Origin of the sequence: Flavobacterium difficile, from assembly GCF_011392115.1 — a bacterium.
GTDB lineage: Bacteria > Bacteroidota > Bacteroidia > Flavobacteriales > Flavobacteriaceae > Flavobacterium > Flavobacterium difficile.
Genome location: NZ_JAAJBT010000006.1, coordinates 40,023 through 54,434 on the forward strand (window position 1 = coordinate 40,023; position 14,412 = coordinate 54,434).

Annotated in this window: 14 protein-coding genes; 8 read left to right on the forward strand and 6 right to left on the reverse strand. The window is 32.4% G+C overall.

What is annotated here, in order from left to right; all coding sequences use genetic code 11:
- Window position 1: 1 nt before the first annotated feature.
- From G4D72_RS10200 to G4D72_RS10215, 4 genes are all read right to left on the reverse strand, one after another.
- Window positions 2-1,360: a M28 family peptidase gene (locus G4D72_RS10200; protein ID WP_166077592.1), complete on the reverse strand. Its 1,359-nt coding sequence runs from the start codon at window positions 1,358-1,360 to the stop codon at window positions 2-4.
- Window positions 1,361-1,574: 214 nt separating this feature from the next.
- Window positions 1,575-3,743, reverse strand: a complete 2,169-nt coding sequence (locus tag G4D72_RS10205) for a S9 family peptidase (protein ID WP_166077593.1) — start codon at window positions 3,741-3,743, stop codon at window positions 1,575-1,577.
- A 102-nt stretch (window positions 3,744-3,845) separates the two neighbouring features.
- A complete protein-coding gene (gene yiaA, locus G4D72_RS10210) occupies window positions 3,846-4,238 on the reverse strand; it encodes an inner membrane protein YiaA (protein ID WP_166077594.1) in 393 nt (130 codons plus the stop codon).
- A 48-nt stretch (window positions 4,239-4,286) separates the two neighbouring features.
- Complete coding sequence (locus G4D72_RS10215; RefSeq protein ID WP_166077595.1) at window positions 4,287-5,489, reverse strand: aminotransferase class I/II-fold pyridoxal phosphate-dependent enzyme; 1,203 nt, start codon at window positions 5,487-5,489, stop codon at window positions 4,287-4,289.
- Between the two features lie 159 nt (window positions 5,490-5,648).
- On the opposite strand from G4D72_RS10215, the gene G4D72_RS10220 reads away from it, so the two are divergent.
- The 5 genes from G4D72_RS10220 (at window position 5,649) to G4D72_RS10240 (ending at window position 9,925) form a co-directional block, all read left to right on the forward strand.
- The gene (locus G4D72_RS10220; protein ID WP_166077596.1) at window positions 5,649-6,104 is read left to right on the forward strand and encodes an Lrp/AsnC family transcriptional regulator; all 456 of its coding nucleotides are present in this window, start codon (window positions 5,649-5,651) and stop codon (window positions 6,102-6,104) included.
- 102 nt (window positions 6,105-6,206) lie between these two features.
- Window positions 6,207-7,610, forward strand: a complete 1,404-nt coding sequence (lpdA, locus tag G4D72_RS10225; protein ID WP_166077597.1) for a dihydrolipoyl dehydrogenase — start codon at window positions 6,207-6,209, stop codon at window positions 7,608-7,610.
- A 24-nt stretch (window positions 7,611-7,634) separates the two neighbouring features.
- Window positions 7,635-8,105, forward strand: a complete 471-nt coding sequence (locus G4D72_RS10230) for a PEGA domain-containing protein (protein WP_166077598.1) — start codon at window positions 7,635-7,637, stop codon at window positions 8,103-8,105.
- A gap of 126 nt (window positions 8,106-8,231) precedes the next feature.
- Window positions 8,232-9,497, forward strand: coding sequence for a Y-family DNA polymerase (locus G4D72_RS10235; protein ID WP_166077599.1), 1,266 nt, complete (start codon window positions 8,232-8,234; stop codon window positions 9,495-9,497).
- Complete coding sequence (locus G4D72_RS10240) at window positions 9,491-9,925, forward strand: LexA family protein (protein WP_166077600.1); 435 nt, start codon at window positions 9,491-9,493, stop codon at window positions 9,923-9,925. Before G4D72_RS10235 ends, G4D72_RS10240 begins: the two co-directional genes overlap by 7 nt.
- Before the next feature lie 33 nt (window positions 9,926-9,958).
- Here G4D72_RS10240 and G4D72_RS10245 read toward each other — a convergent pair whose 3' ends face one another.
- The gene (locus G4D72_RS10245) at window positions 9,959-11,416 is read right to left on the reverse strand and encodes a TonB-dependent receptor (RefSeq protein ID WP_166077601.1); all 1,458 of its coding nucleotides are present in this window, start codon (window positions 11,414-11,416) and stop codon (window positions 9,959-9,961) included.
- 101 nt (window positions 11,417-11,517) lie between these two features.
- Here G4D72_RS10245 and G4D72_RS10250 point away from each other — a divergent pair, with 101 nt between their 5' ends.
- Genes G4D72_RS10250 through G4D72_RS10260 form a run of 3 tightly spaced genes read left to right on the forward strand, consistent with a single transcriptional unit; the run spans window position 11,518 to window position 13,275 of the window.
- Window positions 11,518-12,285, forward strand: a complete 768-nt coding sequence (locus tag G4D72_RS10250) for an MBL fold metallo-hydrolase (RefSeq protein ID WP_166077602.1) — start codon at window positions 11,518-11,520, stop codon at window positions 12,283-12,285.
- 16 nt (window positions 12,286-12,301) lie between these two features.
- Window positions 12,302-12,790 (forward strand): hypothetical protein, encoded by a 489-nt coding sequence (locus G4D72_RS10255; protein WP_235922494.1) that lies wholly within the window; start codon window positions 12,302-12,304, stop codon window positions 12,788-12,790.
- 2 nt (window positions 12,791-12,792) lie between these two features.
- Entirely contained in the window at window positions 12,793-13,275 is a 483-nt protein-coding gene (locus G4D72_RS10260; RefSeq protein ID WP_166077603.1) for a hypothetical protein, read from the forward strand.
- Window positions 13,276-13,374: 99 nt separating this feature from the next.
- Here the strand turns inward: G4D72_RS10260 and G4D72_RS10265 are convergent, their stop codons facing one another.
- Complete coding sequence (locus G4D72_RS10265; protein WP_166077604.1) at window positions 13,375-14,406, reverse strand: proline iminopeptidase-family hydrolase; 1,032 nt, start codon at window positions 14,404-14,406, stop codon at window positions 13,375-13,377.
- Window positions 14,407-14,412 lie beyond the last annotated feature (6 nt).

Here is a 14,412-nt window from a genome sequence, read left to right on the forward strand (position 1 = left end):
ATTATTTTCTTTTGAAAGTGGTTCTGATGATATCTTTTGGAAATACTACCATACTTTCAAAGCCGTTTTTGTAAACTGTAGCTACGCCAAAGTAGTAATTGTCAATCACAAAGTTTTTCAGCATGTAATTGTCTACATTGCCTACAAATCTTGAATTGTTCCATTGGAAATCAGTTGTCAATCTCCAGTAAATCTTATAACCTAAAATCTGATCGTCGTTTTCAATTTTATCCCATTTTAGTTTGACACTTGCTTCAACCGCACCGCCAATTAAAACGTTTTTTGGTGCAGGTGGCGCACTCGCTAAAGTGGCTAAAGCGACTGAATTCACACCTGTAAGTTTTTTTACGTATTCAAAATTCACACCTTCTAACACATCACCATATTTAATACCGTTTTCGGTTCTTAAGTTTTGGTGTTGGCGGTTGTAGTTTTCGTGAGCTTCCATAATTCGAACTCCGGCAAAACCTAAATCGTTAAACGGTCTGTGATGACCACCACGACCAAATCGGTCCAAACGGTAAATCAACATCGGATTCATTTCTGGCATGTACGTTAGCGTTTGTTTGTGAATGTATCGAGCCAATTGACGAGAAATTCCATCTACTTCACCACCATAAAATCTGCGGTTATTGATTTCTTTTTCAGTATCTGTTGGAGCAGTTGGTTCTGAGAAAATTCGGAAAGTTCGGTTGTCAATTACACCATCAATTCCTTCGATATTACCAATCATGTCATTGTTCAAAACTCCAATAATTTCCCAATTGTTTTTCTTGGCATATTCCGCAAATCCTTTTCCGCCAAATAAGCCTTGTTCTTCACCTGAAAGGCCTAGATAAATGATACTATTTTCAAATTTATATTGCGACAAAACTCTTGCAGCTTCAATGGTTCCTGCCATTCCAGAAGCGTTATCATTTGCACCTGGCGCATCGGTAGTAAAATCCATGGTATCCGAATTTCTACTGTCGATATCACCTGTCATAATGATGAATCGGTTCGGATATTTTGTGCCTTTTTGAATGGCGGCAACGTTTACAATCCAAGTGTCTTTTGGAACACGTTCTCCGTCATTTGTAGTTACAAAATCTTTTTGATAAAATACATCTAAACAATTTTTACAATCTTTAGAAATTAAATCAAATTCCGATTTAATCCAACGTCTGGCAGCGCCAATACCACGAGTATTTGAAACCGTGTCGCTGAAGGTATTTCTGGTTCCAAAATCAGCTAATTTTATAATGTCTTTTTTGATTCGTTCTTCAGATATCTTTTCAACAATATCATAAATTTTTGCATCCGCATTTTGCGAAAGTCCAATAGAGGAAACGAATAGGGAAAGGTAAACTATTTTTTTCATGAATGGTAAGTAACTAGGTTTTGGTAAAATTATGAAAAATGTTATCAAACAGAAGTTAAATTAAAGATAAAATTGTTTTACTGTAGTTTGCTTCTTCATGAGAAATCTAAATATTACAATTGTAAAAATTAAAAGAAAATCCATCCAATTTTAGTAGGACGGATTTTGTATTAATAAATTATTTCATTGCCATATGGGCAAATTGAAAATTGTCTTACTTCTTCAAATGTACATCAAAATAATCTGCGATTTTAGCATACATGTGAATTCTGTCTCTTCCGCCCACATTATGTTCGTGGTTTGGATATAAGAAATAATCTACTTGTTTTCCAGCTTTAATTGAAGCTTCGATAAAATTCATACTGTGTTGTTGTACTACCACTGGATCTTGTGCACCATGAATGATTAATAATCTTCCTTTTAAGTTTTTGACTTTATCTAATAAAGAAGTTTTTGCATAACCTTCTGCATTATCTTGTGGTGTATCCATATAACGTTCACCGTACATAATTTCATAGTATTTCCAATCGATAACTGGTCCGCCCGCCACACCAACTTTAAACGTTTCAGGTTGAGATGTTAACAAAGAAGTCGTCATAAATCCACCAAAACTCCATCCGAAAACGCCTATTTTATCGGCATCAACAAAAGCTTTCGATTTTAAAAATGCTACACCTTTCATCTGATCGGCCATTTCGTTTACACCTAAAATTCTATGATTCACATCGCAGAACTTTTTCCCACGTGCATCGCTTCCTCTGTTGTCTAACGTAAATACAACATAACCTTGTTGTGCCATGTAAATATCGAAATAACCTGCGCCACTTAACCATTTGTTCGTAACCAATTGTGCATGTGAACCACCATAAACATATACCATTACTGGATATTTTTTTGTAGCATCAAAATTTGATGGATATATGATTCTTCCGTTAAGAGGCGTTTTTCCATCTGCAGCTGTTAGTGTTACTAACTCAATTTTTGGCATATCGATTTTACCTGTAAACGGATTTTCGGCTTTTACTAAACTGGTATTTGCCATTTTATTTTTAATGTTCAATATTGCAATTTCATTCGGAGTGGTTGCATTACTATATTGATCTAAAACCATTGTGCCATCTGACGAAACAGATGCATTATGTGTGCCTGAAATAGTTGTTAATTGCATGGTTTTACCAGATTTTAAATCGACTTGATACAATTGTCTGTCTAAACCATTATTAGCCGTTCCAATATAATTGATTTTAGAATACGAAGCGTCAAATCCTAATATGTTAGTCACCACAACATCATTAAAACCTAAGTTTTTTAATAATTTCCCATCAGTAGTATATAAATACATTTGATTAAATCCATAAAAATCAGTTTGGTAAATAAATTGGTTAGGATTGTTAGGTACGAATGTTAAAGCATGTTGAGGTTCTACCCAAGTGCTAGCTTTTTCTTCGAATAAGGTTTTTACGAAAGCTCCAGTAGCAGCATCGTATTTATTGAACTTTAAATGGTTTTGATCCCGATTTAAGATTCCCACAAAAATATATTTTCCAGTTGGTTCCCAAGAAACCATGGTTAAATATTGTTCTTTAGGTTCGCCAGTTTGCAGGGTAACTTTTTTACCAGTTGCTACATCAAAAACAACAACAGTTACGTTTTCACTTGTCATTCCTGCCATTGGATATTTGATGTCTTTATTAACGGCTTCACGTTCATTCCAGTTGATGATTGGATAATTTCCAACCATAGTTTCATCTTTTCTATAATACGCTAATTGCGTTCCAGAAGCATTCCACCACATACCTCTATCGATGCCAAATTCTTGACGATGAACATAATCTGAGCCATTAACAATAGCTGGATTTTCGTCATTTGTTACTTCAATAGTTTTAGTGTTTGTAGTAATTCTGATGTTGTTGTCTTTTAACCAAGCTACATTGTTATTTGAAGCAAATTTAGCTTGAGAACCTTCCTTTGAGTACCCAATTTCTGAAGTAATTTGTTTCGTCGCTACATTGTAAATTACTTTATAATTTTTTGTTTTTGATGCGATTTCTGTTTCAAAAGTATTTATGGATTGCCAAGTTATTGAAAAAGGAAAAGTTCTTAAAGCAAATTCTTCAGTTGGAAATTTAGTTTTTAATGCAGCTTCAAATTCTGCTTTTGTAGCTAAAGTGTTTTCTTTCCAACCGTTTGCAGCACTTTTCTCTAATAAGTTAGATAAATCCGCACTTAAATAAGTAATTGATTTTGAGTCTTTTCTCCATTGTTGCCCAACTAATGAAGTAGGAGCGTATTTTCTTGGTCCGGTTACCGTTTCTTCAATGGTTAATTTTTGTGCGAAAGAAATACTTCCAATCAGAAGAAAACTTAAAATGTATTTTTTCATTTGTTAAATAAGTTATTTGGTATTTAGTTAGCGAAGTTACTAAAATATTATAAAAAAATCCGACTCATTGCTAAATCGGATTAAAGTATTCTATGTTTTAATTTATTCGATATTCATATTGTCTCTAGTGTTCTTTTGAACGGCAATAGCACCAAACAATGCTAAAAGAAAAGCAAATGCATAAAATCCTTTTTCGCTAGGTAAGATAGTAGCATTCCATAAACCAACTGTTAATAAAACAATTGAAAGTAAGGTTGCGAACCAGCAAATCCCATAGTATAAATCGGTTACAGGGATTTTTTCTAATCGGTCTCTTACACTTTTTTGCAAAGAAACCACGGCAAACATACCGAACATTAATATGGTAAAATAATATCCTTTTTCGTTTAAAAGCATTTCGGCTCTTGCTAATCCTACTAAATAACCAACAGTGCCTGCGCCCATTGCCACCCATGATGCTGCTATAAAAGCTGCTGATGTTTTTTGTTGTGCCATAAATTAAGTTTTTTCAAATATACTTAAATATTATAAAATCTTACAATTTTATAAAATATTTAGATCTTTCATACAAGCATTCATACTTTGATAGGTTCTTTCAATATCGTTGTCTAAACCAATTGAAAAACGAATTAAACCATCTGTTAAGCCCATTTCTGCTTGCTCTTCTAATGGAATTTCGGAAGAAGTAGAAGTGCCAGGCGCACTAAATAAGGTTTTGTAGAATCCTAAACTTACCGCTAAATACCCTAGATTTCTTTCTTGCATCAATTCCATCAAGGCATTTGCTTTATCTAAACTACCAACATCTATAGTCATCATTCCACCAAAACCATATTCTGGATTGATCATGTTTTTATAAATTTCATGGCTAGGGTGACTTGCCAAACCAGGATAAACCGTTTTAATTCCGTCAGCTTCAAATTTAGTTGCTAAATACATCGCATTAAAACTGTGTTGTTTCATTCTGATGTGCAAGGTTCTTAAGTTTTTCATTACAGAAGCCGAACGTAAACTATCCATAGTTGGACCTAATAACATGCTAGCACCAGAATTTACATTTTTTAAACTATCTATAAAATCCTGACTCGCGCAAGTTACACCACCTACTGTATCGGAACTTCCATTGATGTATTTTGTTAGTGAATGAATTACGATATCAGCGCCTAATTTAGCTGGAGAAACCGATAAGGGTGAAAACGTATTGTCGACTACTAATTTGATGTTATGTTTTTTAGCAATCTTAGCTAAAGCAGCAATATCTGCAACTTCTAAAAGCGGATTGCTTACGGTTTCACAATATAAAACTTTTGTATTTGGAGTAATGGCAGCTTCAACAATGTCTAATTTTGTTATGTCAACAAATGTAGTGGCTACACCAAATCTCGGAGCGAAATTCTTTAAAAAAGCATAGGTTCCACCATAAATAGTTCTGCTTGAAACTACATGATCACCTTGTCCGCAAAGTTGTAAAATTGTTGGAGTAATAGCGCCCATTCCAGATGCAGAAACATTTGCAGTTTCCGTTCCTTCCATAGCTGCTAAAGCTTTGTCTAAGTATAAATTACTTGGTGAAGAATGTCGCGAATACAAATAACAACCTTCTGCATTTCCTTCAAATGTATCAAACATAGTTTTTGCAGAAAGAAAAGTGTAAGTTGAAGAATCAGAAATAGAAGGATTTACGCCGCCGAATTCTCCAAAATATTGTAAATCTTGAATTTTGTCTGCTGGATGAAAATGGTTCATTTTTATTTATTTTTATTCATCAAATTTGAAAAATAAAAATTAATATTTCAATTGAAAGTACAAAAAATAGTTTTTTAATCTATATATTAAATAAAAAATAGTTTTTTTGTCATAAATTAAATGTTTTAAACTACTTTTGCCAAATAAAACACAACTGCTATGGATGCAACAGATAAAAAACTATTAGAATTAATGCAAATTGATTCTAAGAAAACCACTAAAGAACTTTCTAGTAAATTAAATCTTTCCGTGACTGCGGTTTATGAAAGAATTAAAAAATTAGAACGTGAAGGAATAATAAGCAAATATGCTACAATTTTAGATAAATCCAAAATTAATAAAGGATTTGTAGTGTTTTGTCATATTAAGTTAATCAAACATTCTAAAGATTTAATTTCTGAATTTGAGAAAGAAGTAGTTACCTTAAATGAAGTATTAGAATGTTTTCACGTGAGTGGCGATTACGATTATATTCTGAAAATTTGTGTCAAAGACATGGAAGAATACAGAGAATTTATGGTTACGAAGTTAACTACATTGCAACATATTGGTAGTACGCACAGTACCTTTATGATTGGAGAAGTGAAAAATTCTACTTCATTTGTATTGAATTAAATTTATTGAAGTTTTTGCTGCCAGATGAAGGTTTTTTTATTTAAAAAACTTTACTTTTGTATTCGAAAATTACACAACAATCATTTTATAAAATAACTATTTATGAGTCAATTTGATGTAACCATTATTGGTTCTGGACCTGGAGGATATGTTGCAGCTATTCGTTGCGCACAATTAGGATTTAAAACAGCTATTATTGAAAAATACGCAACGCTTGGTGGAACTTGCCTTAACGTGGGTTGTATTCCATCAAAAGCATTATTAGCATCTTCACATCATTATGAAGAATTACAACATTTTGCAGATCACGGAATTGAAGTTTCTGGTGAAGTGAAAGTCAATCTTGAAAAAATGATTGCTCGCAAACAAGCTGTTGTAGATCAAACTTCTGGCGGTGTAAAATATTTAATGGATAAGAATAAAGTGACTGTTTTTGAAGGTGTAGGTTCGTTTGAAAGTGCTACTTCAGTTAAAGTTACTAAAAATGATGGTTCTTCAGAAATGATTGAATCGAAATATACGATTATCGCAACAGGTTCTAAGCCTTCTTCTTTACCTTTTATTCAATTAGATAAAGACAGAATTATCACTTCAACTGAGGCTTTAAAATTAAAAGAAGTTCCAAAACACCTAGTTATTATTGGTGGTGGAGTTATTGGAATTGAATTAGGACAAGTGTATTTACGTTTAGGTGCACAAGTTTCTGTTGTAGAATTTATGGACAGAATTATTCCAGGAATGGATGCTGCTTTATCTAAAGAATTGACTAAAGTACTTAAAAAACAAGGTATGAAGTTTTACACGTCTCACAAAGTGCAATCGGTAGATAGAGCAGGAGATGTGGTAACTGTGAAAGCAGAAAATGCAAAAGGAGAAATCATCACTTTAGAAGGTGATTATTCTTTGGTTTCTGTGGGTCGTCGTCCGTATACTGATGGATTAAATGCAGAAAAAGCAGGTGTTAAAGTTTCAGAAAGAGGACAAATTGAAGTAAACGATCATTTACAAACTTCAGCTTCAAATATTTATGCAATTGGTGATGTTGTTCGTGGTGCGATGTTAGCACATAAGGCGGAAGAAGAAGGAGTAATGGTTGCAGAAATTTTAGCCGGACAAAAACCTCATATCGATTATAATTTGATTCCAGGTGTAGTATATACCTGGCCAGAAGTTGCTGCAGTTGGTAAAACAGAAGAGCAATTAAAAGCAGAAGGAATCGAATTCAAATCAGGAAGTTTCCCATTCAAAGCATTAGGAAGAGCTCGTGCTGGAGGCGATACAGACGGATTTGTAAAAATATTAGCGGATGCTAAAACAGATGAGGTTTTAGGTGTTCATATGATTGGAGCGCGTTGTGCCGATTTAATTGCAGAAGCGGTTACCGCTATGGAATTTAGAGCATCTGCAGAAGATATTTCTCGCATGTCTCACGCACATCCAACTTTTGCAGAAGCTATTAAGGAAGCGGCATTAGCGGCAACTGGAAATAGAGCTTTACACGTGTAATTTTTATTTATTATATATATCCTTATGAGAAAAATCATTTTATTATCTGCCCTGTCATTATCAATCTTGTTAACAGGTTGTGCAACTATTGTTTCAGGTTCAACGCAAAAAGTAAGTTTTACGTCAACACCTGCAAAAGCAACCGTTTTTGTTAATAATGTAAATTTAGGTGTAACACCATTTGAGGTTAAATTAAAAAGATCGGTAAAAACACATAATGTGAAAATAGCTTTAGAAGGTTATAAACCTTACGAAACTAAACTAACAAGAAAATTTAATGGTTGGTATATTGGTAATATCGCTTTTGGTGGATTTATTGGATTAATTGTAGACGCCAGTACAGGCGCTATGTATAAAATTTCAGATTCTGAAGTGAATGTTACTTTAGAGAACCCCGTTTCAATGACTAAAACTAATGACGGACTTCATGTTGCTGTGGTTATGGAAGTTCATGAGAATTATGAAAAAATCGGTCAGTTAGAAAAAGCCAATTAAGCAAGTATTTTATAGTTTAAATCCCAAATCCTAATCAGGAGTTTGGGATTTTTTTTGCCCAAATTTTAACACCATTGTTAATAAATTTTTAAGTCGCATTTGAGGTCAAAATTGTAACTTTACAAAATGTTTGCATTGGTCGATTGTAATAATTTTTATGTGTCTTGCGAGCGTGTTTTTCAGCCTCAATTCAAGAATAAACCTGTCGTTGTTTTGTCTAATAACGATGGTTGTGTGATTTCTAGAAGTGATGAAGCAAAAGCACTTGGCATTGCTATGGGCGTGCCGGAATTTAAAATTAGAAATGAAATTATACAACAACAAATAGCTGTATTTTCTTCCAATTATGCCTTGTATGGCGATTTGAGTAAACGTGTTATGGAAACGCTTTCTCATTTTACACCAGATATTGAAAATTACAGTATTGATGAAGCTTTTCTGAATTTTAAAAATACCAATACAACCGATTTTGAAACTTGCGGCTTACAAATGAAAAAGCGCGTGCAAAAATGGATTGGAATTCCAGTTTGTGTGGGTTTTGGAGAAACAAAAGCATTGAGTAAAATAGCCAATCGAATCGCAAAAAAGTTTCAAGACAGAACTGGAGGTGTTTATGTTATTGATTCTGACGAAAAGCGTGTAAAAGCTTTAAAATGGACAAAAGTAGAAGACATTTGGGGAATTGGTTTTCGACTAGCTAAAAAAATGAAAGCATTCGGAATGGTGTCCGCTTACGATTTTATAGCGCCTCATAATGAAGATTTTGTAATTCGAACGATGGGAGTAGTAGGAAAGCGACTTCGTGCGGAGTTGTCCGGGTTTTCTGTGTTAGAATTAGAACAACAACCAGAAGCTAAAAAGAGTATTGCAGTTACCCGAACGTTCGAAAAAGCAATTACTAATTTTAGCGAACTAAAAGAACGTGTTTCAACTTTTGCAACAGTAGCTTCAGAAAAATTACGAATGCAAAAATCATGTTGCTACGGAATCATATTATACCTTCGAAAAGATAAATATAAAGTAGGAAATGAACGCTATAATTTTTCAGTTTATGAAACGTTACCTTTTGCTACACAATCGAGTTTAACGTTAAGTACGACAGCTATTAAAATGTTAGAAAAACTGTTTCAAACAGGTGAAATATATACAAAAGCTGGAATTATTATTACCGATATTATTCCGCAAGATCAAAAACAATTTAATTTGTTTGTAGAAGAAAATCCGAAACACGAAAAGTTAATGAAAGTTATGGATGACATTCGAAAAAAAACAGGAGAAAGAAAAATCCGACTCGGTAATCAAGATTTAAATCGGACTTGGAAAATGAAACAAAATTTTCTTTCTAAAAAGTTTACTACAGATATAACAGAATTATTACATATAAAATGTTAGCACAGAATAAATTATCGTTTTTTATTCCAAATACGGAAAGCAATTTAGAAATGCCCTATATTTCTAGCGGAATTAAAGCTGGATTTCCTTCGCCAGCAGCTGATTTTGATGGTACTAGAATTAGTATTGATCAAATTGTAGTTAAAAATTCGATTGCTACTTTCTATGCTAAAGCGAATGGCAATTCGATGATTGGCGCAGGAATTGATGATGGGGATATTTTAGTTATTGATAAAAGTATAGAGCCTCAAGACGGGAAAATTGCCGTTTGTTTTATTGATGGAGAATTTACTGTAAAACGAATAAAAGTACAAGAAAATAGCTTGCTTTTATTGCCAGAAAATAAATTGTTCGAACCCATTGAAGTAACACAAGAAAACGATTTCATCATTTGGGGAATTGTTACATATGTGGTGAAAAAGTTATAAAAAAAAGTCCTGAATTTCTCAGGACTTTTTCGTTTATTTTACTAATTCTTGTTCTTTTAGATATCCGAATAATCGGTCTTTTTTAATGATTTCCGCAGTTCCATCAGGAAGCATTTCTTCCCAGCCCGATTCGCCTTTAGCAATCATTTTTAAAATTCGTCTAGAGAATATATCTAATGTTTTTTCATCGTAACTTTCAATATCTGTAACTTTTCCGTTGTATTTGAAAAATTTATACAATTCTTTCATTCTTGGGTGTACTTTTAAGTTCTCAGAAGTAATAATTTCACCAGTTTCTGGATCTTTCATTGGATACAAATACACTTTTAAATCTCTATAGAAAAGTTTACCAAAAGCTTCTAAAATTCCACCCGACATATGACGGTAGTATTTTTCATCGAAAATTTCTACTAAATTGCTAACGCCCATTGCTAGAGCAGTTCTCGATTTAGTGAAAGAAGAAAAATATTCTAATACTTTATAGTATTCTTGGAAGTTTGAAATCATTACCGTTTGTCCTAAAGCACATAATAATTCGGCTCTATCTAAGAAATCTCTTTCGTCAATTTCACCTTCTGCTTTTAGGTTAGAAAGTGTAATTTCAAAAACCACAAACGTATTGTTTTTGTCTACTTTATTTTCCTGAATAAACATTTCGTACGATTGTTTGTACATGTCCATGTTTACTTTAGTTACTGGTCGGAAACTTCCACGTAACGCTAAAATATTCTTTTTATATAAAACAGCAGCTGGTAAAATATTTTTTCCATCCGGATTAAACATTACAGCATCTGTCATACCATATTTTACCAATTGTAAACTCATTAATCGGTTGTCAACATCAGCAAAACGTGGTCCAGAAAAATTTACTGTATCAATTTCAATTTGATCTTTTTCTAAATGATCGTATAAATAACGTAATAATTTTTTAGCATCATTATGTTTGTAAAATGCGCCATAAATTAAATTTACACCTAAAATACCTAAAGTTTCTTGTTGTAAACGTGCGTCATTTTCTTTAAAACGAATGTGTATTAAAATTTCGTTATACGCTTCATCAGGTTCTACTTGAAATTTAATTCCAACCCAACCATGCCCTTTAAATTGCTTTGCAAAATCGATAGTAGCCACCGTATTTGCATAACTAAAAAACATTTTATTTGGATGTTTATCACGACCTAATCTGTCTTCAATTAGTTTTGTTTCGTGAGTTAACATTTTTCTTAAGCGACTTTCGGTAACATATCTGCCATCTTCTTCAATTCCATAAATGGCATCACTAAAATCTTTGTCATAAGCAGACATCGCTTTAGCAATCGTACCAGAAGAAGCTCCAGCTCTGAAAAAATGTCTTACTGTTTCTTGTCCAGCACCAATTTCAGCAAAGGTTCCGTAAATGTTATCATTTAAATTGATACGAAGCGCTTTATCTTTGATTGAAGGAATTTGTTCAATTACTTTATCTCCTCTTAATGTTATTTCAGTCGTCATTTTAACAATTATGTTTTGGGCAAATTAAAATATACTGCAAAGTTAACAATTTATAGGTTTTAACAAGAGGAAATTGTTATTTTTGTAAAAAAATTAACGGAGTGAAAGTTTACTTTTTAGGAACCGGTACATCTCAGGGAATTCCAGTTATTGGAAGCGATCATTTCGTATGTTTAAGTGAAGACCTAAAAGATAAAAGGTTACGTGTTTCGGTTTGGATTTATGATGAAGATTTTTCAATAGTTATCGATTGCGGACCCGATTTTCGTCAGCAAATGCTAGTAAGTAAATGCCGATACATTGATGGGTTGCTTTTTACACACGAACATGCCGATCATACCGCAGGTTTAGACGACATTCGACCGTTTTATTTCAAACAAGGTGATATTCCAGTTTATGCACATCAACGTGTTTTAGATAATTTATCAAAGCGATTTGATTACATTTTTGAAAAGGAAAATAAATATCCAGGAGCACCTTCAGTAGTGCCTTTTGAGGTGAGAAATAACCAGAATTTTCAAATAAAAAAGCAAGAAATTATTCCGATTAATGCTTTACATGGAAATTTACAAGTTTTTGGTTACCGAATTAAAGATTTCGTATATTTAACAGATGTAAAAACGATAGCAACTTCGGAACTCGAAAAATTAAAAAACATAGATGTATTGGTTGTCAACGCTTTACGATTTGAGCCACATCATACACATTTTAACATAGAAGAAGCTATAAATTTTATAAATTTGGTGCAACCTAAAAAGACCTATTTAACACATATTAGTCATATATTAGGTTTACACGAAGAAGTACAAAAACAATTGCCAGAAAACGTATTTTTGGCTTATGATAATTTAGAAATTGAAATAAAATAAAATAAATTTTAACATAATGAAGAACAGTTTATTGCTTTACGGATTAGTATTTTCAATATTAATTAATATTTTTCAATTTGTGAACTCAAACAACATTATCAATCGTTATGATGATTTGGTTACAATAAATAAAAAAGAGATTAAAAAAGTCAAAGATTCTATTGTGAAATTAGTGGAAAACGATAAATTTTCTCTAGACAATAATGAATACGCTCAAGAATATTATTTTGAACACGATTTGAAAAAATTGAAGGCAAAAGTAAAGGAAGATTTAATGGCTTTTAACTCAGATAAAAGAGGAAACAAATACGTGTCTTATGATCAAATTGGTGACAATCCTTTTTTAATAAATAGCGTTAAAATTTTAAATCACCGTTGGATTATTGCTAATTTTTCTGATGGAAAAGTTTGGGGTGAAGTTTTAATTAAATATTTTCATAACACAGATAAACCAACTGATTTTGAAACTGTTGAAACTTTAATTTATCAAGAAACACTGAATTAAATATGAAGAAAATTTTATATGTATTACTGTTAGTTTTCTTTATTTCATGCGATTATATTCTTAAAAATCCATCAAATTCTGAAGAAGAAAATTTGGAATTTATCGTAAAAAGTGAAGTAAATGATGATACCAATGAAAATGATTGCGATTTAAAAGCTGGTTACAAATGGTCTAACATGACCAAAAAATGTGTGCGTGTTTTTGAATTAGGCTATCGTTTAACTTCTATCGAAAAAGATTCTTTAGGAAAAGGTAAAAACGCTTATTTTTTCGTAGATGAAGACAGTTTAGTAGCTGAAGTTTTCTTGCCAGATTCAAAAGAGTCTATCATTTTTACTAGAGAAAATGAAGATCAAAATTTCAAGTTTAAAGATTTCGAATTTCGAACCAAAAATGGGTATAATTTATACTATGACGAAACATTGTTGTTTCAGCCAGCAATTCCTGTTGATACAAAAATTTTAGGAAAAGACGAGGAGCATTAATCTTTAAACTTTTTTAGCTCTCCTACAAAAAAGCATCTCAATTATTGAGATGCTTTTTTTGTTTTGGTTTTATTGTTCTGAAAATGTAAAATTATTTAGCTAGTTAAACTTCTTTTCGTTCACATCTTTCAAAAACTGAATCAAACCTGAAAAATAGGTTTGCTGGTCGTCATATTGAGATAAATGACTTCCGTTTTTGCAAAATAAGAATCTTCCATTTTGCACTTGTGTAGCCATCCATTTCATGTGTTCTGGATCCATGGTGTCATATTTTGCTCCAATAGTAAGTGTTGGAACAGTCAATTCTTTTAAACGTTTTGAAACATCCCAATTTTTGATATAAGCATCGCCAGTAATACCAAATTCACTGTATCCTTGCATCGATATGTAAACTTCAGAATTAATGTGTTTAAAACATCTGGTAATCGATTCTGGCCAGTCTTTTTGTGGCTTTCTTAAAATATGTTCTGTATAATAATGTTCGAAAAGCAATTCGGTATATCTAGGATTCGCAAAATCGTTGTTTTTCTCCAATTGCATAATTTCATCATATACCTCTTTTTTCATTTGCGGACCTAATACTTCTTGTGCATATTTGTTGTATTGAGGAATACTCGAAACCATATTGGAAATAATCAAACCTTTAATATTTTTCTGATATTTTAACGCATAATCCATAGCTAAAATGCCGCCCCAAGATTGTCCTAAAACATAAAAATTGTCTTTGTTTAAACCTAATGCTATTCGAACCTGTTCGACTTCTTCTACAAAACGTTCATTCGTCCAAAGTGATTTGTCTTTCGGTTGGTCTGAATAATACGAACCTAACTGATCGTAATAAATAAACTCGATACCTTCTTTGGGTAAATAACCCTCAAAAGATTCGTACAGTTCATGTGTTAAACCTGGCCCACCGTGTAAAAGCAAAACTTTTATCTTAGGATTATTGCCAATTCTTTTCGTCCAAACCTTAAATGTTCCTTTTGGTGTTTTTACAGGAATCATTTTGATGCCACCTGTATATTGGTCTTCTTTACTTTCAAAAGTGTGATAATTTTGTAACGAAAAATCTTCGCTCTTTTTACAAGAAAAACAAGCGAAGATTAACGAAATGATAAGTGTTTTTTTCATTTTAAT